This is a genomic window from Bacillus sp. GbtcB14, from assembly GCF_019091205.1.
Classification (GTDB): Bacteria; Bacillota; Bacilli; order Bacillales; family Bacillaceae_G; genus Bacillus_A; species Bacillus_A cereus_AG.
Map to the genome: position 1 here is coordinate 290,419 of NZ_JAGXJT010000001.1, position 24,309 is coordinate 314,727.

Sequence of the window (24,309 nt, forward strand, 5' to 3'; positions counted from 1 at the left end):
TAGAGGGCTTTCATTATTTTGAGAGTTGCTCGTGTATTTGTTGAACGAGAGAGCCTACATCATTTGTTTGAATATGTTTTATTTTTTTCCATTCATTATCATACATAAAGATAATTTGATTGCTGAAAAGACGCTTTTGTTCTTTTAGGTCAGAAATTTTTTCGAAAGAGTACTCCTCAAATAATGGATTCTTACTTACATCTGGTCCATAAAAGAAGAGTCGTTTGTTCGTTAAAATTAACAGCCCTGGCCTTGCGACGGAACGATAAATAAATATATCTAATGAACATGCAGTGTAAAATAATATCGTTTCGTCAGTCGTTAATATGTTTTTAGCCTTGTTCAATATTGTCATTGTAATCGCTCCTTTATTGTTGATAATTTAATTATAACAAAAATACAATATTCAGAAAAGTTCGTGGAGGTAGTACAATTTATTAATACATGCATAATATATGAAAAGGCTGTTAAGAATGACTAGTAGAATAGCTATGATTAATAAGCAATTGATATAATATAAATGATTATCTACATTGACAAACTTAAGAGAATTCTATTATATTTAGTCATATAATACATTAAATCAATGACGGAACAAGTACGTTACAGTCCATTTATAGAGAGAAGCTTCCATATGGCTGAAAGAAGCTTTAAATGAAGGGTAACAGAAAGCTAATCCTGAGAGCAGCTAATCACTGCCGTTTTGCCACGTTACGGCACCATGAGGTGATGAGTTGATTGTTATAGTAATCAATTCATAATTAGGGTGGTATCGCGAGTTAACTCTCGTCCCTTTTATAGGGGCGGGAGTTTTTTATATTTAAGGAGGAAAATACAATGAAACAACTAACAGGCGCACAAATTCGTCAAATGTTTTTAGACTTTTTCCAAGAAAAAGGACATGCAGTAGAACCTAGTGCATCACTAGTTCCACATGAGGATCCATCTCTTTTATGGATTAACAGTGGTGTAGCAACATTAAAAAAATATTTTGATGGACGTGTAATCCCGCAAAATCCACGTATTACAAATGCTCAAAAATCAATTCGTACAAACGATATTGAAAACGTAGGGAAAACAGCTCGTCACCATACATTCTTTGAAATGTTAGGGAACTTCTCAATCGGTGATTACTTTAAAGAAGAAGCAATTACTTGGGCTTGGGAGTTCTTAACGAGCGACAAATGGATCGGATTCGATAAAGAATTACTATCCGTTACAATCCATCCAGAAGATGAAGAAGCATTCACAATTTGGAATGAAAAAATGGGTGTTCCAAAAGAGCGCATCATCCGTTTAGAAGAAAACTTCTGGGATATCGGTGAAGGACCAAGCGGACCGAATACAGAGATTTTCTATGACCGCGGAGAAGCTTACGGTAATGACTTTAGTGACCCAGAATTATATCCAGGCGGAGAAAACGAGCGTTACTTAGAAGTATGGAACCTTGTATTCTCTCAATTTAACCATAATCCAGACGGTTCATATACACCGCTTCCTAAGAAAAACATAGATACAGGGATGGGTCTAGAGCGTATGACATCTATCGTTCAAGATGTACCTACAAACTTTGACACAGACTTATTCATGCCGATGATTGGCGCAACAGAATCAATTTCTGGTGAGAAGTATCGTAATGGTGACTTAGAAAAAGATATGGCGTTTAAAGTAATTGCTGACCATATCCGTACAGTAACATTTGCTGTAGGTGACGGTGCTCTTCCATCTAACGAAGGCCGTGGTTATGTATTACGTCGTTTATTACGCCGTGCGGTTCGTTATTCGAAGAAATTAAACATCAACCGTCCATTCATGTTTGAATTAGTGCCGGTTGTTGGAGAGGTAATGAAAGACTTCTACCCAGAAGTACTTGAAAAGAAAGACTTTATAGCAAAAGTTGTGAAAAACGAAGAAGAGCGTTTCCATGAAACACTTCATGATGGGGAAGCAATTTTAGCTGAAGTTATCACAAAAGCAAAAGAAGAAAAAGTAACTGTTATTTCTGGAGTAGATGCGTTCCGTCTATATGACACATACGGTTTCCCGATTGAATTAACAGAAGAATATGCAGAAGAAGCTGGTATGACAGTTGATCAGGAAGGCTTTGAAAATGAAATGGAAAAACAACGTGAGCGCGCACGTGCTGCTCGTCAAGACGTTGATTCTATGCAAGTTCAAGGTGGTGTCCTTGGAGAAGTGAAAGTAGCGAGCGAGTTCGTTGGTTACGGTACAGTTGCAACAGAAAGTAACGTTGTTGCGCTTGTGAAAAACGGCGAATACACAGACAGCTTACAAGCTGGTGAAGAAGGACAATTAATGCTTGATGTAACACCATTCTATGCGGAGAGCGGTGGACAAATTGCAGACCGTGGTTACCTTCTTGCTGACGGCGTGAAAGTTCTTGTAAAAGACGTACAAAAAGCACCAAACGGCCAAAACTTGCACAAAGTTGTCGTTGAAGAAGGTACATTAACGAAAGATGCGGCTGTGAAAGCTGTTATTGATACAAAGAACCGTAGTAGCGTTGTGAAAAACCATACAGCAACTCACTTATTACACCAAGCATTAAAAGACGTACTTGGAACGCATGTTAACCAAGCAGGTTCTCTTGTAACTTCTGAACGTTTACGCTTTGACTTCTCTCACTTCGGTCAAGTACAAGCTGACGAATTAGAAAAAATTGAGCGTATGGTAAACGAGAAAATTTGGGAAAGTATTGATGTTGAGATTTCTCAAAAAGCAATCGAAGAAGCGAAAGAAATGGGCGCAATGGCATTATTCGGTGAAAAATACGGTGATGTAGTACGCGTTGTACAAGTTGGCGATTACAGCTTAGAGCTTTGCGGTGGTTGTCACGTTGATAACACAGCTTCTATCGGTATTTTCAAAATCGTTGCTGAGTCTGGTATCGGTGCAGGAACTCGTCGTATTGAGGCGGTAACTGGTAAGTCTGCATACGAATTAATGAACGATCAAGTAGGTTTATTAAAAGAAGCAGCAGGAAAAATGAAAACAAATCCGAAAGATATTTTAACAAGAGTGGATGGTTTATTTGCTGAAGTAAAACAACTTCAAAAAGAAAATGAATCTCTTGCTGCAAAATTAAGTAACATTGAAGCTGGAAACTTAACTGATTCAGTAATGACAGTTGATGGTGTAAACGTATTAGCAGCGAAAGTAAACGTTGCAGATATGAACAACTTACGTACGATGATGGATGACCTGAAAAATAAATTAGAGTCTGCAGTTGTCGTGTTAGCGTCTGTAAATGATGATAAAGTGAACATCTTAGCTGGCGTAACGAAAGATTTAATTAGCCAAGGTTACCATGCTGGTAAACTTGTGAAAGAAGTAGCTTCTCGTTGCGGCGGCGGCGGTGGTGGCCGTCCTGATATGGCTCAAGCAGGCGGTAAAAACCCAGCGCAAGTTGAGGAAGCTTTAGCATTTGTACAAGAGTACGTTAAATCTGTTTCAAAATAAAGAGATAGTAGTGTACAATGGTAGGGAGAGGAGAAGTTCTTCTCCCTATACTTACTATATAAGTGAGGTGCTTGAAATGGACGGTTTTGATAAAACAATGAAGTTTAGCATTCAAGATGAAAAACAGAGTGTCCATGTAAATGATGTACTTTTAACTGTGTATGATGCACTTCAAGAAAAAGGTTATAATCCGATTAACCAAATCGTCGGTTATTTATTAAGTGGAGACCCAGCATACATACCTCGCCATAAAGATGCACGAAGCATCATTCGCAAGCTTGAACGTGATGAGTTAATTGAAGAGCTTGTGAAGTCTTACTTGAAACATCATCGTGAGGAGTAGTTTATGCGGATATTAGGTTTAGATGTAGGTACAAAAACAGTCGGAGTTGCAATGAGCGACGAAATGGGCTGGACAGCGCAAGGACTGGAAACAATCAGGATTAACGAAGAACGAGGCAACTTTGGTTTTGATCGTATTTCTGAGTTAGTAAAGCAGTACAATGTGGACAAAATAGTAGTAGGTTTACCTAAAAATATGAATGGTACAATTGGCCCACGTGGTGAAGCGTGCCAACAATTTGCAGAAAACCTACGAGAGCTGTTACAATTAGACGTTGTAATGTGGGACGAGCGTTTGTCGACGATGGCAGCGGAACGTCTGCTCATTTCAGCTGATGTAAGCCGTAAGAAGCGAAAGCAAGTAATCGATAAGATGGCTGCAGTCGTAATCTTACAAGGATTTTTAGATAGTAAATAAGAGGTGACCAAAATGGAAGAAAATCAAATTACAATTGTAGACGAAAAAGGTAACGAACATTTATGTGAAATTATTTTCACTTTTGATGCTGAAAAATTTGGCAAAAAATCATACGTAGTCTTCTCTCCAATCGGTGAAGTAGATGAAGATGGAGACCCAATTTATGATGCAATGGCTTATGAGCAAAATGAAGAAGAGGGCGGAAATTTACTTCCGATCGAATCTGAAGAAGAGTGGGAAATGGTACAAGAAATGTTCAACACTCTAGCTGATGAGCAAGAAGCTGAATAATAAGTACTGAAAAGATGGACGACATATAGTCCATCTTTTTTTATATGTAAAATGAAAGATTTTTTGTCGAAACCTTGCAATCCTTTGTAGTATAATGAGACGGATTGTAGAAAAATAAAATGTCTATCTAAAAAAGATAAATAAATTTATTGTGTTTTATATCGTGTTGTATAGAAAGATATACATACGGTCTACAATTTAATTAAGGAGGAAGAGTGTTGATAGAGAATCAAGTGAAAAAAAAGCGTAGACGTCTTTTTTTATTTTCGATTATTGCACTGCTTTTAGTTTGTGGTTCAGTCTATGCGTATATTTCATCCGCATTAGGACCAGTTGATAGCGGGAATAAAAAAGAGATTGAAGTAGAAATTCCCAAGGGATCATCTACTAGTAAAATTGGTGAGATTTTAGAAGAAAAAGGTGCTGTGAAAAACGGTACAGTTTTTAGTTTTTATACAAAGGCTAAATCAAAAAATTTACAAGCGGGTACATATTTATTAAATCCTTCAATGAATGCCTCAGATGTGATTGAACAAATGTCATCTGGTAATGTTCATCGTCCAGCTCTTTATAAAGTGACGATAAAAGAAGGGGCACAAGTAACTGAAATTGCAGATGCAATTGCAAACGAATTAAAGTGGAATAAAGATGATGTTGTACGTCAATTAAACGATAAAGCATTTGTTCAAAAAATGCAGCAAAAGTATCCAAAGTTATTAACGGATAAAATCTTTGATAGCAATATTAAATACCCATTAGAAGGTTATTTATATCCTGCAACGTACTCTTTCTATAAAAAAGATACGACGTTAGAAGAAATTGTAATTCCGATGCTTGAGAAAACGAATGCAATCGTAGTTCAAAACGAGGCAAAAATGAAAGCGAAAAACTGGGATGTTCATCAGCTTTTAACATTGTCTTCACTTATTGAAGAAGAGGCGACAGGTTTTACAGATCGTCAAAAGATATCTAGTGTTTTTTATAATCGTTTAGCAAAGGGTATGCCACTGCAAACCGATCCAACGGTATTATACGCACTTGGAAAGCATAAACAACGTGTATTATACGAAGATTTAAAGGTAAACTCACCGTACAATACGTATGTTGTGAAAGGATTGCCGGTTGGTCCGATTGCAAACTCTGGTAAACATTCAGTGGAGGCGGCTTTAGAACCTGCGCAAACAGATTATTATTATTTCTTAGCTGCACCAACTGGTGAAGTGTACTATGCGAAAACATTAGAAGAGCATAATGCATTAAAGCAAAAATATATTACGAAAAAACAGTGAAATGGGGAGGGATAGCGAAAAAGGTCGCACATCCCTCTTTTTTGTGGTAAAATATATCGGGTTAAAAACTGGCAGAAGAATCGTTTTTAATATCAAAACGGGACGTACAAGCTAAGGGTGAAACTGGCTTGTATTTTTATTGCATTCTATGTGTGAAAAGACGTCATAGAGGCACTTCTCCATGTAAATAAGGAGGACCATTATGGAGGATGCAGTTAACGAGTACCTATTATCATTTATTGATCCGAAAGATAAATTAATTCTTGAAATGGAAGACTATGCGAAAGAAAATCATGTGCCGATTATGGATCGACTTGGAATGGAATTTATGTTGCAATTTTTACGTTTAATTGGACCAAAAAGTATTTTAGAGCTTGGTACAGCAATTGGCTATTCTAGTATTCGTATGATGCAAGCTATTCCAAATTCTCGCATTGTGACAGTTGAACGCAATCACGAGCGATATGAAAAAGCACTTGAATATATAGAATGTTCACCAGTTAAAGAGCGTATTTCCGTTATTTACGGTGATGCGTTAGAAACAGGCGAGCAAGTAGAAGAACATGGAACATTTGATGTTATTTTTATTGATGCAGCAAAAGGACAATATCGTCGCTTTTTTGACTTATATGAACCGTTATTAAATCCGGGTGGCGTAATTATTTCAGATAATGTTATGTACCATGGTCTTGTAACGACAAAAGAGAAAATTGAAAACAGACGTACACGTGGTTTAATCCGTCGTATTAAGACGTACAATGAGTGGCTTATGAACCATGAAGGATATGATACAACGATTTTCCCAATTGGTGATGGAGTAGCTGTTAGTAAAAAGAGAGGGTGACCAAGGTATGAAGAAGCCTGAATTGTTAGTAACGCCAAGAGCGGTAGCGGATATCGAACCTCTTGCGAAAGCAGGAGCAAATGCGGTAATGATCGGTGAGCAAAAGTTTGGTTTACGTTTAGCGGGGGAGTTTTCACGTGAAGATGTGAAACAAGCTGTGAAGATTGCACATGCAAATGGTGTAAAAGTATACGTAGCAATGAACGCTATGTTCCACAACGATAAAGTAGAAGAATTAACAGATTACGTTTCATTTTTAAACGAAGTGAATGTAGATGCAATTGTTTTTGGAGATCCAGCGGTATTAATGTCTGTTCGTGAAGTAGCGCCAAATATGCAGTTGCACTGGAATACAGAAACGACAGCAACGAACTGGTTCACTTGTAATTACTGGGGACAACGAGGAGCTAAGCGTGCTGTATTAGCTCGTGAGCTTAGCTTAGATGAAATTGTTGATTTAAAAGAAAATGCTGAAGTGGAACTAGAAGTACAAATTCACGGTATGACTTGTATGTTCCAATCGAAGCGTTCATTAGTAGGAAACTACTTTGAGTATCAAGGACGTAATCTTGACATTGAAAAGAAAAAATATGAAGAGAATATGTTCTTATATGACCCAGAGCGTAACAATAAATATCCAATCTATGAAGATGAAAATGGTACTCATATTATGAGTCCGAACGATATTTGTTTCATCGATGAATTAGAGGAACTAATCGAAGCTGAAGTTGACAGCTTAAAAATCGATGGTGTACTAAAAAGCTCAGAATACATTATTGAAGTAACGAAGAAATATCGTCAAGCGATTGATTTATGTGTGGAAGATCGTGATGCGTATTATGACGTGAAAGATGCTCTATATAAAGAAATAGAAGAAATGCAACCAGTAAATCGTCCGTTAGACACAGGATTCTTCTTTAAAGAAACGGTTTACTAAACGAGGAGGGTGTAGGAAATGACTGTACAAGAAATTTCACGAGTGATCGATGGCAAGCGCGTTATTGTGAAGAAACCTGAACTGTTAATCCCTGCGGGTAACTTAGAAAAATTAAAAGTAGCTATCCATTACGGGGCAGATGCTGTATATTTAGGTGGACAAGAATTTGGTCTTCGTTCGAATGCAGGTAACTTTACGCTGGAAGATATGGCAGAAGGCGTTGAATTTGCAAAGAAATATGGAGCAAAAATATATGTAACAACAAATATCTTTGCACATAATGAAAATATGGACGGGCTAGAGGAATATTTAAAAGGGATTGAAAAAGCTGGCGTAACGGGAATTATCGTTGCTGATCCGCTTATTATTGAGACTTGTAAACGTGTAGCGCCTTCTGTTGAAGTGCATTTAAGTACACAACAATCACTATCCAACTGGAAAGCAGCACAGTATTGGAAAGAAGAAGGTTTACATCGTCTTGTATTAGCTCGTGAAGCAAGCTATGAAGAAATGAAAGAAATTAAAGAAAAAGTGGATATTGAAATTGAAGCATTTGTCCATGGTGCAATGTGTATCGCATATTCAGGGAGATGTACGTTAAGTAACCATATGACAGCGCGTGACTCTAACCGTGGTGGGTGTTGTCAATCTTGCCGCTGGGACTATGATTTAGTTCAAACAGTATCACAACATAAAGATGCAAAAGAGCTTCCTCTATTCCAAGAAGATGATGCTCACTTTGCAATGAGTCCAAAAGACTTAAATTTAATTTTATCAATTCCGAAAATGATTGAAATTGGAATTGATAGCTTAAAAGTTGAAGGACGTATGAAATCAATCCATTACGTAGCGACTGTAGCAACGGTATACCGTAAAGTAATTGATGCGTATTGTGCGGATCCTGATAACTTTGAGTTTAAACAAGAATGGTTAGATGAGCTGGATAAATGTGCAAATCGTGATACAGCTCCTGCATTCTTTGAAGGGGTTCCAGGACATCAAGAGCAAATGTTTGGAAATCATAGTAAGAAAACAACGTATGATTTCGCTGGTTTAGTGTTAGATTATAATGAAGAAACGGGCATCGTAACGATTGAGCAACGTAATCATTTCAAACCAGGACATGAAGTGGAGTTCTTTGGGCCAGAAATAGAAAACTTTACGCAAACGGTGGAGAAAATTTGGGATGAGGATGGAAACGAATTAGATGCAGCGAGACATCCGTTGCAAATCGTGAAATTCAAAGTGGATCAACGAGTGTATGTGAATAATATGATGCGCAAAAGCATACTTCAATAAGAAAGAGTGATAGTCGAATGGGGACGAATAAGCCTGTTGTAATTGGAATTGCTGGTGGTTCGGGATCAGGTAAAACGAGTGTAACGAAAGCGATTTTTGACCATTTTAAAGGTCATTCTATTTTAATCTTAGAGCAAGATTATTATTACAAAGATCAAAGCCATTTACCAATGGAAGAGCGTTTAAAAACAAATTATGATCATCCGCTTGCGTTTGATAATGATCTGTTGATTGAACATTTGCAGCAGTTGCTTGCATATGAGCAAGTTGATAAGCCTGTATATGACTATACATTGCATACGCGTTCAGAAGAAGTTATTCCAGTTGAGCCGAAAGATGTAATCATTTTAGAAGGAATTCTTATTTTAGAAGACCCACGTCTTTGTGAGTTAATGGACATTAAGCTATTCGTTGATACAGATGCAGATCTTCGTATCCTGCGCCGCATGCAGCGTGATATTAAAGAGCGCGGTCGTACGATGGATTCAGTTGTTGATCAATACGTAAGTGTTGTACGTCCAATGCACAATCAATTTATTGAGCCTTCTAAGAAATTTGCGGATATTATTATCCCTGAAGGTGGACAAAACCACGTTGCAATTGATATTATGGTGACAAAAATTGCAACAATTCTTGAACAAAAAGTAAATTTGTAATAGCATAGTAAAAGATATACGATAGGAAGGGATTTTTTCCCTTCCTATCGAATACAATGAAACATGCAACCTCATCTATATATAGGTGAGGGCATATTTATATCAACTTTCCATACATATCTTCTTTATATAAAGAAGAATTGGGAATACGGGGTTGTATGTGACAACTCCGCTAGTACAGGCGTGCTAGAAACCTCCGCTATACATATAAGTGGGGGAGTTTTCATATGGAACTCCTCTTTTTTTTCGGGGGATTGGTATATAAAAGGAGTGGAAAATATGGCAACAGAAAAAACATACCCTATGACGCAAGAGGGTAAGCAAAAGCTAGAGAACGAACTTGAAGATTTAAAAACGGTAAAACGTAAAGAGGTTGTAGAGCGAATTAAGATTGCACGCAGCTTCGGAGATCTTTCTGAGAACTCTGAGTACGATGCAGCGAAAGATGAGCAAGCATTCGTAGAAGGACGTATTACACAATTAGAAAACATGATTCGTAACGCAGTTATCATCACAGATAACGGTGAAGAATCTACAGTTGTTACATTAGGTAAAACAGTAACATTTAAAGAGTTACCAGGTGGAGATGAAGAATCTTATACAATCGTAGGTAGCGCAGAAGCAGATCCATTTGAAGGAAGAATTTCTAACGATTCTCCAATTGCAAAAAGCTTATTAGGTAAGCAAATTGGTGAGAAGGTAGCAATCCAAACTCCAGGTGGAGAAATGCAAGTAGAGATTATCTCTGTAAAATAATAAAAAATCACTCGTGTAAAAGCGGGTGATTTTTTTATTTGTATAAAAGATGAAACACTCCGTCCAAACTATAATAGACGAGGTGTTTTTTTATGAAAATAAAACGGAGAATCACAATTGTTCTAATTTGTTTTATATGTGTCATGCTTATTTTACTTTGTCGTTTAGTTCAAATACAAATTATAGATACAGAATCATTTACAAAACGTAAGATAAATTTAATTGAAAAAAGTGTTACACAACGGACGCAATCCATTACCGTAGATGATGGACGAGGCCATTTTATAGATCGGAACGGTAAGGACATAGGTGAGAAAAAGTATCCTGTTTTAATTGTTTTTCCATTTCTACAAATAAAAAATGACATGTTAGAGAAAATTGCGCATATCATTGGTGTGTCGAGACAAGAGATTGAAAGCCAAATGAAAGACAAGAAAAGTGCATTTATCATGCAAAGGGGAAATGGTCCATTTCGATTGGCACGAGAGCAGATGGAGAAGGTAAATCAATTAAATGTATTAGGTATTGTAGCAACTGAAGTTCGTTTACGGCAAACTGGCGCGATGAATCATTTAATTGGTGATGTGGGGGAGAATGAACGAGAATTTCAAAAGCGATACGGAGAAGTAAGAAAAATTTCAAGGCAAACGCCAATTGGCATTTCAGGATTGCAGCAATCATTTGATGAATTTCTTTTGACCGATGGGGAGGCAAAAGTATTGTATCAAGTGGACCGACAAGGAGAACCGATTTTTGGAAAACAAGCAAAATATACTGCGCCTGGAAATCCGTTTTATCCAGTGACGATTCAAACGACTTTACATAACAGGTTACAGCAAAAAGCAGAAGAAGTGGTTGAAGCAAGCGAAATAAAGAAGGGGGGATTAGTATTACTTGATGTAAAGAAAAATGAAATTTTAGCGATGGTCAGTAAACCATCTGTGCAGATGAAGGATGAGCGTTTATATACAACTACACTTGAAAATCAAATGTTGACACCACATTTTCCTGGTTCTGTTTTTAAAACAATAGTTGCAGCGGCAGTGATTGATCAAAATGAAAATGTGTTGAATCGTACATTTAATTGTAATCAAGATTTATATGGTGAAGACCACCCACAAGTTATGATGGGTACACTTAGTTTTAAAGAGAGCTTTGCTAGAAGCTGTAACAGGACATTTTCAGAGTTAGGTAATGAGCTAATACAAAAGGATAAGATGGTATTAGAAACTTACGTAGCAGCTTTAGGAGCCGCTGGTAAGGTTGGATGGAAAGGTTCTGTATTTCATACAACTCATTTTGAGCAAATGTCAGAGGAGAAGAGAGTTACGATTTGGGGTAGTGAAGGAAATAAGAATAGTAAAAAGGCGGTAGCGCAAACAGCAATTGGACAGAAAGATGTACGCATGTCACCTCTAGCGATTGCAAATATGATGGCGACGATTGCTAGGGATGGAAAAAAGATGGAAGTGAAAGCTGTGGAAAAAATAATGTATAAAAATGGAACGGACTTTTATACATTTGAAGACCATACATTAGGTGGAAAACAGCTTTCGTATGAAGCGGTGAAAACATTACAAGAGTTATTAAGGGGCGTTGTAACAACGGAGAAAGGAACAGGATCAGCATTCAGGTCGTTACCACTAAGTGTCGCTGGAAAATCTGGGACAGCGCAAACAGGAAAAGGGACGAAAGTGAATCGTTGGTTTGCAGGTTATTTTCCATATGAAGATCCAAAATATGCTTTAGTTGTCGTGGATATAGAAACGAATAGCAGTGTAAATAAAGTTACACCTATTTTCAAAGCTATCGTAGAATCAATCTATCGATTAGAGAATGAAAAGTAATCTTGCAATTCATAGTGAAATGTTTTCATTTCGTGAAAATATTATTGTAAATGTTCAACCTTTCTAGATTTAATGTTACAATAGCAAGTATGAAAAACTGCATGGAGGTTTGAAGAATGGCAGGAGGATCTAGATTCCAACAGAAACAACAAAAACGTCGTCAAAACGGTGTTTTAAATATTGCAATTGCAATTGTATTAATATTAGTAGCTATTGTATCATATCAATTGTTTGTTCCTGAAAGAAAAGAACAAGCGTCTTCTAGTGATAAAAAAGTAGCTCAGCAAACAACGAAAGAGAATAAGTCTGAGAAAGCTAAAGGCAAAGAAGAGACGAAGAAGAGCGAGCAAGATAAGGCAGAAGCTAAGAAAAAGGAAGAAGAGAAGCAAAAGGCTGAAGAAGAACAGAAAAAAGCTGAAGAAGAAGCGAAAGCTAACGAGAAAGTACCAGCTGAAAAAACACAGTCACAGGCAACAGATGCTTATACGAAATCTTCTTGGAAGCCAGTAGGTACAGAGCAAGGTGCAACACCTGCGATGACGTTTAAAAAAGGTACAGCAGATTGGAATGAGATGAATCAAGCGATTTCAGCTGCAATTGACGTTCCAGTAAATCAATTAGTTATCCATAGAATTGGAAATAACGGTAAGAATAAAGCTTACGGTAACGTACAAGATAAACAATCAGGTAAAAAATATTATGTGAATATTGATTGGGTAGACAATGAGGGCTGGAAGCCAGTACTTGTTCAAACTCTAAACTAAAAAAGAGAAGCTCCTTAGGAGCTTCTCTTTTTTAGTTAGCGTAATTTTTTTAATTTAAAATGAACAACCGCGCTATAATATGGCCTTTTGCTTTCAGGATCCATAACCATTTGATGCGAGATGTGATGAACTTCAAGCATAAGTGCTTTATTATTATCGATTTGTTCACTAATTTTTCGTTCCAAAGAAGCTAAGTCTCCTGCTTCGAAAAACTCTACTTTATCTTCTAACATTTCAAAGGTAAATGACACGAAGACGACCCCTCTCCTATGTAATCAACTATAGTGTAACAAAGAAAAGAAGGAAATACCATGTACATTTCAATTGACATTTTTGGAAAGAGGGCATATCATACTGATAAAACCGATAAGAAAAAGGGGAATTTTTATGGGTACAGAATTTAATGGTTTATTTGATGAGTGGGCTCATACGTACGACTCATTTGTACAAGGCGAAGATATACAATATAAAGAAGTTTTCGCCCATTATGAGGACATTCTAGAGGATGTAGTTAACAAGTCATTTGGTAATGTATTAGAATTTGGTGTTGGTACAGGTAATTTAACAAATAAGTTATTACTTGCTGGCCGCACAGTTTACGGTATAGAACCGTCACGTGAAATGCGCATGATTGCGAAAGAGAAATTGCCGCAAGAGTTTTCCATTACAGAAGGTGATTTTCTTTCGTTTGAAGTCCCAAATTCAATTGATACCATAGTAAGCACCTATGCATTTCATCATTTAACAGATGATGAAAAAAATGTAGCGATTGCGAAGTATAGTCAATTGCTAAACAAAGGTGGTAAAATAGTGTTTGCTGATACGATATTTGCAGATCAAGATGCATATGATAAAACTGTTGAAACAGCAAAACAAAGAGGTTTTCATCAGTTAGCAAACGATTTGCAAACGGAATACTATACACGTATTCCAGTCATGCAGTCTATTTTTGAAAACAATAGCTTCCATGTAACGTTTACGAGGTTAAATCATTTCGTTTGGGTAATGGAGGCAACTAAGCAATAGAAAGAGGGATTAGATTGAGAATTGCTGTAATTGGAGCAATGGAAGAAGAAGTACGTATTTTACGTGACAAATTAGAACAAGCAGAAACAGAAACGGTTGCGGGTTGTGAATTTACGAAAGGACAATTAGCAGGACATGAAGTAATCTTGTTAAAGTCTGGTATTGGTAAAGTAAATGCAGCGATGTCAACGACAATTTTATTAGAAAGATATAAGCCTGAAAAAGTAATTAATACTGGTTCAGCTGGTGGCTTCCATCATTCTCTAAATGTTGGAGATGTAGTTATTTCAACAGAAGTTCGTCATCATGACGTAGATGTAACAGCATTTAACTATGAGTATGGTCAAGTACCAGGAATGCCGCCTGGATTCAAGGCTGATGAAGCATTAGTTGCATTAGCTGAGAAATGTATGCAGGCAGAAGAAAATATTCAAGTTGTAAAAGGTATGATTGCAACAGGTGATTCATTTATGAGTGATCCGAACCGCGTTGCAGCAATTCGTGATAAATTTGAAGATCTTTATGCAGTAGAAATGGAAGCAGCAGCTGTTGCACAAGTATGCCACCAATATGAAGTTCCGTTTGTTATTATTCGTGCACTTTCTGATATTGCTGGTAAAGAATCAAATGTTTCATTTGATCAATTTTTAGATCAAGCAGCTCTTCATTCTACAAACTTTATCGTGAAAGTACTAGAAGAGTTAAACTAATGTAACAAAAAGGCAACTGTCTCATATAAAGAAAATACATACAGTTGCCTTTTCTTTATTGGCAAATAAGGGGGAGAACACGATGAATGTATATCGTGGAGTTCATGAGTTGATTGGTCATACACCAATTGTAGAAATTACTCGTTTTTCACTTCCAGAAGGGGTCCGTTTATTTGCAAAGCTTGAATTTTATAACCCAGGCGGAAGCGTTAAGGACCGTTTAGGAAGAGAATTAATTGAAGATGCGTTAGAAAAAGGGCTTGTTACCCAGGGTGGAACAATTATTGAACCGACTGCTGGAAATACTGGTATTGGACTGGCACTTGCAGCGTTACAACATGATTTACGCGTTATTGTTTGTGTACCCGAGAAATTTAGTATTGAAAAGCAAGAATTAATGAAAGCACTGGGCGCAACGGTCGTGCATACACCAACTGAACAAGGGATGACCGGCGCAATTGCAAAAGCAAAAGAATTAGTAAATGAAATACCGAATTCATACTCTCCAAGTCAGTTTGCGAATGAAGCAAACCCGCGTGCGTATTTCAAAACAATAGGTCCTGAACTTTGGTCGGCACTTAACGGAGAGATTAACATATTTGTTGCAGGAGCAGGAACTGGTGGTACATTTATGGGGACTGCATCGTATTTAAAAGAGAAAAACCTTAATATCAAGACGGTTATTGTGGAACCAGAAGGATCCATTTTAAATGGTGGTAAAGCTGGTTCTCATGAAACAGAAGGGATTGGCCTTGAATTCATTCCGCCATTTTTGAAAACATCTTATTTTGATGCAATTCATACAATCTCTGATCGAAATGCATTTTTACGAGTGAAGGAATTAGCGCAAAAAGAAGGACTGCTTGTTGGAAGCTCTTCAGGAGCAGCATTTCATGCAAGTTTACTTGAAGCAGAGAAAGCAGCGCCAGGTACAAATATTGTAACGATTTTTCCTGATAGTAGTGAGCGCTATTTAAGTAAAGACATATACAAAGGATGGGAATAAAAAATGAGAGCAAAGACAAAGTTAATTCATGGTATTCGCATAGGAGAACCTTCAACTGGATCTGTAAATGTACCGATTTATCAAACAAGTACGTACAAACAAGAAGCGGTTGGTAAGCATCAAGGATATGAATATTCACGTACAGGTAACCCAACACGTGCAGCTTTAGAAGAAATGATTGCTGTATTAGAAAACGGGCATGCTGGATTTGCATTTGGTTCAGGAATGGCTGCTATTACAGCTACAATTATGTTATTCTCAAAAGGTGATCACGTTATTTTAACAGATGATGTGTATGGCGGAACGTACCGCGTTATTACGAAAGTATTAAACCGCTTCGGTATTGAGCATACATTTGTAGATACAACAAACCTAGAAGAAGTTGTTGAAGCGATTCGTCCAAATACGAAAGCGATTTATGTAGAAACGCCAACGAACCCATTACTAAAAATTACTGATATTAAGAAAATATCTACTCTTGCTAAAGAGAAAGATTTATTAACAATTATCGATAACACATTCATGACGCCATATTGGCAGTCGCCGATTTCTTTAGGAGCAGACATTGTACTTCATAGTGCAACGAAATATTTAGGAGGTCATAGTGACGTAGTTGCAGGCCTAGTAGTTGTAAACAGCCCGCAATTAGCAGAAGACCTTCACTTTGTACAAAACTCAACAGGAGGCATTCTTGGGCCACAAGATAGCTTCTTACTACTTCGTGGTTTAAAAACATTAGGAATTCGTATGGAAGAACATGAAACGAATTCACGCGCTATTGCTGAGTTCTTAAATAATCATCCAAAAGTAAATAAAGTATATTACCCAGGTCTTGAATCACATCAAAACCACGAATTAGCAACAGAACAAGCAAACGGATTTGGTGCTATTATCTCATTTGATGTAGATAGTGAAGAGACATTAAATAAAGTACTTGAGAAACTACAATACTTTACACTTGCTGAAAGCTTAGGAGCAGTAGAAAGTTTAATTTCTATTCCATCTCAAATGACACATGCATCAATCCCAGCTGATCGCCGCAAAGAATTAGGAATTACAGATACATTAATTCGTATTTCTGTCGGTATTGAAGATGGTGAAGATTTAATTGAAGATTTAGCACAAGCGCTAGCGTAATAAAAAATGCACTGCTTTATATTAGCAGTGCATTTTTTATTACATTATTTTGTGAAATATTTCACAAAATAGACATACACAAACGAAATGATTTCATGTATATTGAATTCAGGAAATGTTATTCATGAACAATCTTGTGAAACATTTCACAAACAATGAAATTCATGTAGGAAAGCATCTCTATTTTTTTATGTTAATTGGGACTTATTTTGACCTATAGGGACATATAAGGACCGTGATAGTAGAATAGGAGGAAGTTTACATGGTAGTCAAAGAGAAAGTTGTAAATGAAATGCAGGAAGTAAAAAAGATGATTGATACGCTAGTAAATAATGGTCAACAAGCTTTACAAGCATTAGAGAGTTTTACACAAGAGGAAATTGACAACATTGTTCATGAAATGGCATTAGCAGGTGTTGATCAACATATGCCGCTAGCAAAATTGGCGGTTGAAGAAACAGGCCGTGGTGTGTATGAAGACAAATGCATTAAAAATATTTTTGCCACTGAATATATTTGGCATAGTATAAAGCAGGATAAAACGGTAGGAATTATTCACGAAGATCCTCACGAAGAAATAATAGAAATCGCGGAACCTGTCGGTGTAGTAGCTGGGGTAACGCCAGTAACGAATCCAACGTCGACAACAATGTTTAAAGCGTTAATTACGATAAAAACGAGAAATCCAATTATTTTCGCATTTCATCCTTCCGCACAAAAATGTTCTGTGGCAGCGGCGAAAACCGTATATGATGCAGCGATGAAAGCTGGTGCACCAAAGCATTGTATTCAATGGATTGAAAGACCGTCTGTTGAAGCGACGAAACAATTAATGAACCATGACGGTGTAGCACTCGTTCTAGCAACTGGAGGCGCTGGTATGGTGAAATCAGCTTACTCTACTGGAAAACCAGCGTTAGGCGTTGGTCCTGGTAATGTACCGTGTTATATAGAAAAATCAGCACATGTAAAACGAGCTGTTAATGATTTAATTTTATCGAAAACATTTGATAACGGTATGATTTGTGCATCGGAACAAGCAATCATTGTCGATAAAGAAATCTATGATGATGTGAAAACAGAAATGACTGAAAACAATTGTTACTTTGTAACAGAAGAAGAAAGAAAAAAACTAGAAAAGCTCGTTATAAATGAAAATACATGTGCAGTAAATAGTGATATTGTAGGGAAATCAGCACAGTATATTGCCGAATTAGTTGGGATTACTGTTCCTGAACATACAAAAATGCTTGTAGCTGAAATTCAAGGTATCGGAGCAGCATATCCGTTATCTCGTGAGAAACTGAGTCCAGTATTAGCTTGTGTGAAGGCGAATTCATTAGAAGAAGGATTTACATATTGCGAAGAAATGTTGAACCTCGGTGGTTTAGGACATTCAGCAGTTATCCATTCTACAAATAAAGATGTGCAAAAGCAATTTGGGTTACGTATGAAAGCTTGCCGTCTCATTGTAAATGCACCTTCATCACAAGGTGGAATAGGGGATATATACAATGGATTTATTCCATCACTTACACTTGGTTGTGGTTCATACGGAAAGAATTCAGTTTCCCAAAATGTAACAGCGACTCACTTATTAAATATAAAAAGGCTGGCAAATAGAAAAAAGAATATGCAGTGGTTCAAATTGCCACCAAAAATTTATTTTGAAAAACATGCTACAGCGTATTTAGCAAATATGCCTAACATTTCACGTGCATTTATTGTAACGGACCCTGGAATGGTTGAACATGGCTATGTAGATACAGTCGCGCACTATTTAAACAAGCATGCAAATGATGTGAAAGTTGAAGTTTTCTTTGAGGTTGAACCAGATCCATCAGATGAAACTGTCTTTAAAGGTGCGGAAATGATGAGAAGCTTTAAGCCAGATGTAATTATCGCACTTGGTGGTGGTTCAGCTATGGATGCAGCAAAAGGAATGTGGTTATTCTATGAGCATCCAGAAACGACATTCTATGGCATTAAACAGAAGTTTTTAGATATAAGAAAACGTACATGTAAATATCCGGAATTAGGAAATAAGGCGCAGTTTGTTGCGATTCCAACGACATCAGGAACGGGATCAGAAGTGACACCATTTGCGGTTATTACAGATAAGAAAAATAATATAAAGTATCCGCTCGCGGATTATGAATTAACACCAGATGTAGCAATTGTTGATCCACAGTTTGTAATGACAGTACCACCACATGTAACAGCAGATACTGGTATGGACGTATTAACGCATGCAATCGAGGCGTATGTGTCTGTTCTAGCAAATGACTATACAGATGGATTAGCATTAAAGGCTATTGACCTCGTATTTAAATATTTACCAAGAGCATTTAAAGATGGAAATGACGAAGAAGCACGAGAAAAAATGCATAATGCTTCTGCAATCGCAGGGATGGCATTTGCAAATGCTTTCTTAGGTATTAATCACAGCTTAGCGCATAAAATTGGACCGGAATTTCATATTCCGCATGGGCGTGCGAATGCAATTCTTATGCCGCACGTAGTTCGCTATAATGCTATTAAGCCAAGAAAACACGCATTGTTCCCAAAATATGAGCACTTTGTGGCTGATGAACGTTATGCACATATTGCGAGAATGCTCGGGCTTCCAGCAGGCTCGACAGCAGAAGGTGTGGAATCACTCGTCCAAGCAATTATTGAGCTTGGAAAAAGCTTAAATATAAATATGAGTATTGCAGGACAAGGAGTTGCTAACGACCAATTTGAAGAGGTTGTTGGATTATTAGCAGAAAGAGCTTTTGAAGATCAATGTACAACAGCTAACCCAAAATTACCTCTCATTTCAGAGTTGAAAGAAATTTATATGGAAGCATATAAAGGAGAGTAATGGTTATGAAAGAGTCGCAATAAAGCGGCTCTTTTTTATTTGGAAAACATCTCCCAGAATGGCTGTATTTACTGGTCTTTAAGTTTAATAGAATATGATACAGTGAAATAGAGGAGTGAGAATATAATGAAAGAATTACAGGGAAAAATAGAAGATTATACTCGGTTCGGACAAATTCTTCTCGCTGTAAGTACATTGTTAATGGTTGGCTTATGGATTCCGAATGGAGCAAAAGAAACAATACAATCTTTTGTTATGATGGGGAGCACCGTTGTATTTTTAAGTTTATCATTCTTTTTCTTTCAGCGTGTGAAAGTGATGCGAGAACAGTTAGAGGGAAACGAATGTGAATAATATTGATAAATAGAGCGTTACAAAAAGAAGGAATCTTTTTTGTAACGCTTTTTGTTTTTCTATAAAGTGTATGCGGTTTATATTGACAATGATAATCCTTATCAATTAAAGTAGAATAGTAGTTAGTGATTATCATTATCAGTTAGAGGTGGAAGAATGAAAAAATCTATTACGCTATTCACAGCGATTTTATCTATTTTTTTCTTGTTAATAGGTTGCAATGCAAAGGGAGACGAAAAAGCATCTGCAACAAAAACAGAAAAAGGAAAAGAGAAAATCGAAGTTACCGACCTGTCAGGAAGAAAGGTAACGTTCGATAAAGTGCCAGAGAGTTTTGCAACATTAAGTATGGGGGACATGAATATTATTCATGCTTTAGGCGGAAAAATAGTAGGTCGTCCGGATGCAAAAATAACTCTTCCAGAGGATTTAAAGAAAGTACAAGTAATCGGGAATGCACATCAACCGAATTTTGAGCAAATTGCTAGTTTGAAACCGGATGTACTTATTGCTAACAATGGGTTCCAAAAGAATGTTCCAACGGTTGAAGGACAAGGAACGAAAGTAATGATTTCTTCTGCGAATTCTGTACAAGATATTCAAAAGAATATTGAACTATATGGAACAATAATGAAGAAAGAAGATAAAGCAAAAGAACTTAATCAAAAGATTAATGATCAAATGAAGACATATGAGAAAAAGAGTGATGTGAAAGCACTGTTAGTGTACGGAGCACCAGGTACTTATTTAGCAGCACTACCAACATCTCTATCAGGTGACATTTTAGTGAAAACGGGCGGGAAAAATATTGCGGCTGACTTTCCAGAAATGAAGGAATATCCGCAATATGCGCAGCTAAGTGTAGAACGCATTATTGAGGCAAATCCAGATGTGATTTATTTAATTACACATGGGGATCCAAATAGCGTTAAAAAAGCATTTGAAGGCGAAATGCTGAAAAATGAAGCGTGGAAAAATTTAGATGCAGTAAAACAAAACCGTGTAGTTATTTTGCCACCAGACTTATTTGGGTCAAATCCTGGAACAAAAGTTACAGAAGCAATGGACTTTATGTATAAAAGTATACAAGATGTAAGGAAATGATAAGTATGGAAAGTAGCGAAGTAGTAAGGGAAAAGGAACATCCTTTTGCGAAAAAAAGATGGATAATAGCAGTTACTTTAGTTGTATTAACGATTCTAGGTCTTTTTTACGGCCTTTTCGCAGGAAGCCTATCCTTTTCTTTACGAGATATTCTAACAGGCATACAAGATGAAGGTTCGACGGTTCATCGAATTGTATGGGATCTTCGTATACCGAGAGTGCTCGTTGGATTTATAGTAGGGACATGTTTAGCTGCATCTGGTGCCCTGCTGCAAGGGGTTATGAGAAATCCTCTTGCAGACCCTGGTATTATCGGGGTTTCATCTGGAGCAGGCCTTGTAGCAATTGTAATTATGATTTTATTCCCTCAGCATATGGCATTTTTACCGCTCGGGGCATTTTTAGGAGCTTTCATAACGGCGATGGTCATTTATGCTTTATCATGGCAAAAAGGGGCACCACCTTCAAGGATTGTCTTAGTAGGTGTGTCGATCAATGCGTTAATTGGTGCAGCGACGTCAGCGTTAATGTTATTACATAGTGACAAAGTACAATCCGTGTTACCGTGGTTAGCAGGTGGCATTGGTGGTGTAAGTTGGGCACATTTAAACATGATTATTTATTATGCAATATTTGCTATTATATTAGCCTTCTTTGGTATTAAGCATATTCGAGTATTAATGCTTGGAGATGAAATGGCGAAATTATTAGGTTATAACGTGGAGAGAAGCCGGTTTTATTTAATAGTAGTAAGTACATTATTAGCTGGAATTGCAGTTAGTGTTTCTGGTCTTATTGGATTTGTCGGTCTTGTCGTACCACATATGCTACGTTTATTAGTTGGAAATGACTATAAATATTTGCTGCCATTATCATGCCTTGGCGGAGGGATATTACTTGTTTTCGCGGATGCGATAGCTCGAAGTTGGTTCGACCCAATAGAATTGCCTGTTGGTATTTTATTATCCTTCTTAGGTGGTCCGTTCTTCTTATATTTAATTCATAGAGGAGGAAAACAACGTGATTTCCGTTAACAAAGTGTTTTACGCACATTCTGAAAGATTTCAAATGCAAAATATGAATGTACATATTAAAGCTGGAGAGGTCGTTAGTTTAATTGGACCGAATGGATCGGGCAAATCTACTTTGCTTCGTTTAATGGCAAGACTACTTAAACAAAGCAAAGGGGATATTATTTTAGATGGAAAAAGTATTCATACAATGAAAAGTGCCGATGTAGCGAAGCAATTAGCGATGTTACCACAAATGCATGATCATCAATTAGATTTAACAGTGAAAGAATTAATTGAATTTGGAAGAGGTCCTCATAAATCATGGAGCAATCGCTTAAATAAAGAAGATGAAGAAATTGTTGATTGGGCATTGTCTGTTACAAATCTTGAAGGGTATGAATATCGCCTTTTACAATCTTTATCAGGAGGAGAAAGACAACGTGCCTGGATTGCAATGACGCTAGCACAACGTACAAATGTCTTATTATTGGATGAGCCAACAACCTTTTTAGATATCGTTCATCAGTTGGAAGTAATGGAACTTGTGAAACGGTTAAACGAGGAGTTTGGAATGACAATTATAATGGTTTTACATGACATTAACCAAGCGGTTCAATATAGTGACCGTTTACTCGTATTAAAGCGAGGGAAGCTTCAGTATGACGGTATACCAGAAAAAGTGTTATGTCATGAAATGTTCCAACGTGTATTCGGCATAGAGGTAGATATTTTTCAAGGTAGCGACAAGCCATTTTTTACACCAAAACGAATTTCTAAAAAAGGAGGAGCAAGATGCGAACAGAAGAATGTATTACCACTGAGTTAGTAAGAGAATTTGTTATGGCAGCTCACGGGGATCTAGAAAAAGTACAGGAGCTGTTGGCTGAATCTCCAAGCTTACTTCATGCCTCTTACAATTGGGGCGGGTCAGATTGGGAAAGTGCGTTAGGAGCAGCGGCACATGTAGGTCGTAAAGATATTGCTCTCTATTTACTAGAAAAGGGTGCTCGAATAGATATTTTTGCGGCCGCTATGCTTGGAGAATTAGAAGTTGTACAAGCTATTTTAGTAGCACAACCAGAAGCATTGCATGCACCTGGTCCACATGGTATTTCCCTTCTTCAACATGCACGAATGGGTGGAGAAAAAGCACAGCGTGTATTTGAGTATTTAACGGTGCTCTCTTAATGACCGCAAAGGTTCTTATGTGCGGTAAACTTTTCACTTTCATATAATTGGAAGTGAAAAGTTTACCGCCCGTTAGAACGGGATAAGTATCTAGTATATTTGAAAATCCTACACCCCCCTCAATTGTAGTTTTCTTTATGCTAGTTATGATATGGATGCAGTAGACAATATTTGTCTACTGCCTTTTTTATATTTAGTAAGATTGAATATTCCGTGTTTTGTTGCTGATTCATTTATCCCACATTAAGGGGCAGTAAGACTCCCGCCTCAAAATTCAGCTAGAGCAAAGAAGTTAGGCTGGAGGTCCACTGTCCGTAAATGTCCGATTGGTGAGGGCTAATAATCAGTGGGGATGAACAAAACCCCCCACTGATTAAAGTTTCACTTTATAATAAATAGTAACAATTCATATACATACAAAACATGATCGTGAAATAAATAACAAATTCGTGGGGAGGGGTGCAGAAATGTTTCATACAGATCGTTTGCAAATTCGTAAATATACAATGGATGATTTACAGTTCTACGCTTCACTATGGGGAAATGAGAAGGTAATGCGCTATATTGGAAATGGAACATTAAAAACATATATGCAGTGTAAAAAAAGTTTAGAGGAGTGGGTGATTCCTAGCTATAAAAACGGTCTTGGTTTATTTGTATTGATTGAAAAGGAAACGGGAATACGAATTGGTCATGCAGGATTAGTAAAGCAGCAGGTAGATGGAAAAGAGGAAATTGAAATTGGGTATTGGTTATTACCTCAGTATTGGGGAAAAGGGTATGCGAAAGAAGCAGCGGCAGCATTTCGAGACTATGGCTTCCAAGCGTTACGAATGAATAAATTAATTTCTCTTATTAATCCAGACCACCCTGCCTCAATCTTTGTTGCTAGAAAAACAGGGCTTAGTTATGAGAAAACAACTTCATTTCATGGGATGGATGTTCTCGTTTATTCCATTAAACGCGTTGGATGAAAAAGGGT

The 24,309-nt window shown here is 37.1% G+C and carries 25 protein-coding genes and 1 other annotated feature; of the genes, 23 read left to right on the forward strand and 2 right to left on the reverse strand.

The features are described 5' to 3' along the window. Positions 1 to 13: 13 nt before the first annotated feature. Positions 14 to 355 (reverse strand): PH domain-containing protein, encoded by a 342-nt coding sequence (locus tag KVT31_RS01525; RefSeq protein ID WP_088097838.1) that lies wholly within the window; start codon positions 353 to 355, stop codon positions 14 to 16. 222 nt (positions 356 to 577) lie between these two features. Then, positions 578 to 797: a binding site (T-box leader), on the forward strand. A 40-nt stretch (positions 798 to 837) separates the two neighbouring features. On the opposite strand from KVT31_RS01525, the gene alaS reads away from it, so the two are divergent. The 12 genes from alaS to KVT31_RS01585 all read left to right on the forward strand — a co-directional run bounded on the left by alaS (position 838) and on the right by KVT31_RS01585 (position 12,923). Then, positions 838 to 3,480, forward strand: a complete 2,643-nt coding sequence (gene alaS / locus KVT31_RS01530) for an alanine--tRNA ligase (RefSeq protein ID WP_088097837.1) — start codon at positions 838 to 840, stop codon at positions 3,478 to 3,480. 76 nt (positions 3,481 to 3,556) lie between these two features. Then, positions 3,557 to 3,823, forward strand: coding sequence for an IreB family regulatory phosphoprotein (locus KVT31_RS01535; protein ID WP_000348590.1), 267 nt, complete (start codon positions 3,557 to 3,559; stop codon positions 3,821 to 3,823). Positions 3,824 to 3,826: 3 nt separating this feature from the next. After that, positions 3,827 to 4,240: a Holliday junction resolvase RuvX gene (gene ruvX, locus KVT31_RS01540; protein WP_061677211.1), complete on the forward strand. Its 414-nt coding sequence runs from the start codon at positions 3,827 to 3,829 to the stop codon at positions 4,238 to 4,240. 12 nt (positions 4,241 to 4,252) lie between these two features. Then, complete coding sequence (locus KVT31_RS01545; RefSeq protein ID WP_088097836.1) at positions 4,253 to 4,531, forward strand: DUF1292 domain-containing protein; 279 nt, start codon at positions 4,253 to 4,255, stop codon at positions 4,529 to 4,531. A gap of 218 nt (positions 4,532 to 4,749) precedes the next feature. Then, positions 4,750 to 5,820 carry an endolytic transglycosylase MltG gene (gene mltG / locus KVT31_RS01550; RefSeq protein WP_088097835.1) on the forward strand — a complete coding sequence of 357 codons (1,071 nt, stop codon included), beginning with the start codon at positions 4,750 to 4,752 and terminating at the stop codon, positions 5,818 to 5,820. 202 nt (positions 5,821 to 6,022) lie between these two features. After that, positions 6,023 to 6,664, forward strand: coding sequence for an O-methyltransferase (locus tag KVT31_RS01555; RefSeq protein ID WP_088097834.1), 642 nt, complete (start codon positions 6,023 to 6,025; stop codon positions 6,662 to 6,664). Positions 6,665 to 6,671: 7 nt separating this feature from the next. After that, positions 6,672 to 7,601, forward strand: a complete 930-nt coding sequence (locus KVT31_RS01560; protein ID WP_088097833.1) for a peptidase U32 family protein — start codon at positions 6,672 to 6,674, stop codon at positions 7,599 to 7,601. Between the two features lie 18 nt (positions 7,602 to 7,619). Further along, positions 7,620 to 8,900, forward strand: coding sequence for a peptidase U32 family protein (locus KVT31_RS01565; RefSeq protein WP_088097832.1), 1,281 nt, complete (start codon positions 7,620 to 7,622; stop codon positions 8,898 to 8,900). A 17-nt stretch (positions 8,901 to 8,917) separates the two neighbouring features. Continuing rightward, positions 8,918 to 9,556 carry a uridine kinase gene (gene udk / locus KVT31_RS01570; protein WP_048562247.1) on the forward strand — a complete coding sequence of 213 codons (639 nt, stop codon included), beginning with the start codon at positions 8,918 to 8,920 and terminating at the stop codon, positions 9,554 to 9,556. Positions 9,557 to 9,835: 279 nt separating this feature from the next. Next, entirely contained in the window at positions 9,836 to 10,312 is a 477-nt protein-coding gene (gene greA / locus KVT31_RS01575; protein WP_000179964.1) for a transcription elongation factor GreA, read from the forward strand. Between the two features lie 92 nt (positions 10,313 to 10,404). Then, the gene (locus KVT31_RS01580; protein WP_088097831.1) at positions 10,405 to 12,159 is read left to right on the forward strand and encodes a peptidoglycan D,D-transpeptidase FtsI family protein; all 1,755 of its coding nucleotides are present in this window, start codon (positions 10,405 to 10,407) and stop codon (positions 12,157 to 12,159) included. 116 nt (positions 12,160 to 12,275) lie between these two features. Beyond that, positions 12,276 to 12,923 (forward strand): YrrS family protein, encoded by a 648-nt coding sequence (locus KVT31_RS01585; RefSeq protein ID WP_088097830.1) that lies wholly within the window; start codon positions 12,276 to 12,278, stop codon positions 12,921 to 12,923. Positions 12,924 to 12,958: 35 nt separating this feature from the next. Here the strand turns inward: KVT31_RS01585 and KVT31_RS01590 are convergent, their stop codons facing one another. Then, a complete protein-coding gene (locus KVT31_RS01590) occupies positions 12,959 to 13,174 on the reverse strand; it encodes a YrzA family protein (protein WP_000010984.1) in 216 nt (71 codons plus the stop codon). 136 nt (positions 13,175 to 13,310) lie between these two features. Between KVT31_RS01590 and KVT31_RS01595 the strand changes: the two genes are divergently transcribed. The 11 genes from KVT31_RS01595 to KVT31_RS01645 all read left to right on the forward strand — a co-directional run bounded on the left by KVT31_RS01595 (position 13,311) and on the right by KVT31_RS01645 (position 24,301). Further along, positions 13,311 to 13,949 (forward strand): class I SAM-dependent DNA methyltransferase, encoded by a 639-nt coding sequence (locus KVT31_RS01595; RefSeq protein ID WP_088097829.1) that lies wholly within the window; start codon positions 13,311 to 13,313, stop codon positions 13,947 to 13,949. 14 nt (positions 13,950 to 13,963) lie between these two features. Further along, positions 13,964 to 14,659 (forward strand): 5'-methylthioadenosine/S-adenosylhomocysteine nucleosidase, encoded by a 696-nt coding sequence (gene mtnN / locus KVT31_RS01600; protein ID WP_088097828.1) that lies wholly within the window; start codon positions 13,964 to 13,966, stop codon positions 14,657 to 14,659. A gap of 82 nt (positions 14,660 to 14,741) precedes the next feature. After that, positions 14,742 to 15,665, forward strand: a complete 924-nt coding sequence (locus tag KVT31_RS01605; RefSeq protein ID WP_088097827.1) for an O-acetylserine dependent cystathionine beta-synthase — start codon at positions 14,742 to 14,744, stop codon at positions 15,663 to 15,665. Between the two features lie 3 nt (positions 15,666 to 15,668). Continuing rightward, on the forward strand, positions 15,669 to 16,802 hold the full coding sequence (locus KVT31_RS01610; protein WP_001201921.1) for a bifunctional cystathionine gamma-lyase/homocysteine desulfhydrase: 1,134 nt from the start codon (positions 15,669 to 15,671) through the stop codon (positions 16,800 to 16,802). Between the two features lie 262 nt (positions 16,803 to 17,064). Next, on the forward strand, positions 17,065 to 19,668 hold the full coding sequence (adhE, locus tag KVT31_RS01615) for a bifunctional acetaldehyde-CoA/alcohol dehydrogenase (RefSeq protein WP_088097826.1): 2,604 nt from the start codon (positions 17,065 to 17,067) through the stop codon (positions 19,666 to 19,668). Positions 19,669 to 19,794: 126 nt separating this feature from the next. After that, positions 19,795 to 20,022, forward strand: coding sequence for a YrhC family protein (locus tag KVT31_RS01620; protein ID WP_088097825.1), 228 nt, complete (start codon positions 19,795 to 19,797; stop codon positions 20,020 to 20,022). A gap of 156 nt (positions 20,023 to 20,178) precedes the next feature. Further along, positions 20,179 to 21,126, forward strand: coding sequence for an ABC transporter substrate-binding protein (locus KVT31_RS01625; RefSeq protein WP_088097824.1), 948 nt, complete (start codon positions 20,179 to 20,181; stop codon positions 21,124 to 21,126). 5 nt (positions 21,127 to 21,131) lie between these two features. Next, positions 21,132 to 22,160: a FecCD family ABC transporter permease gene (locus KVT31_RS01630; protein ID WP_140392554.1), complete on the forward strand. Its 1,029-nt coding sequence runs from the start codon at positions 21,132 to 21,134 to the stop codon at positions 22,158 to 22,160. Then, a complete protein-coding gene (locus tag KVT31_RS01635; RefSeq protein WP_088097822.1) occupies positions 22,147 to 22,965 on the forward strand; it encodes an ABC transporter ATP-binding protein in 819 nt (272 codons plus the stop codon). The genes KVT31_RS01630 and KVT31_RS01635 overlap by 14 nt, the downstream gene beginning before the upstream one ends. Beyond that, complete coding sequence (locus KVT31_RS01640) at positions 22,932 to 23,327, forward strand: ankyrin repeat domain-containing protein (RefSeq protein ID WP_088097821.1); 396 nt, start codon at positions 22,932 to 22,934, stop codon at positions 23,325 to 23,327. The genes KVT31_RS01635 and KVT31_RS01640 overlap by 34 nt, the downstream gene beginning before the upstream one ends. Before the next feature lie 395 nt (positions 23,328 to 23,722). Then, positions 23,723 to 24,301 carry a GNAT family N-acetyltransferase gene (locus KVT31_RS01645; RefSeq protein WP_226545067.1) on the forward strand — a complete coding sequence of 193 codons (579 nt, stop codon included), beginning with the start codon at positions 23,723 to 23,725 and terminating at the stop codon, positions 24,299 to 24,301. The last annotated feature ends 8 nt before the right edge of the window (positions 24,302 to 24,309 follow it).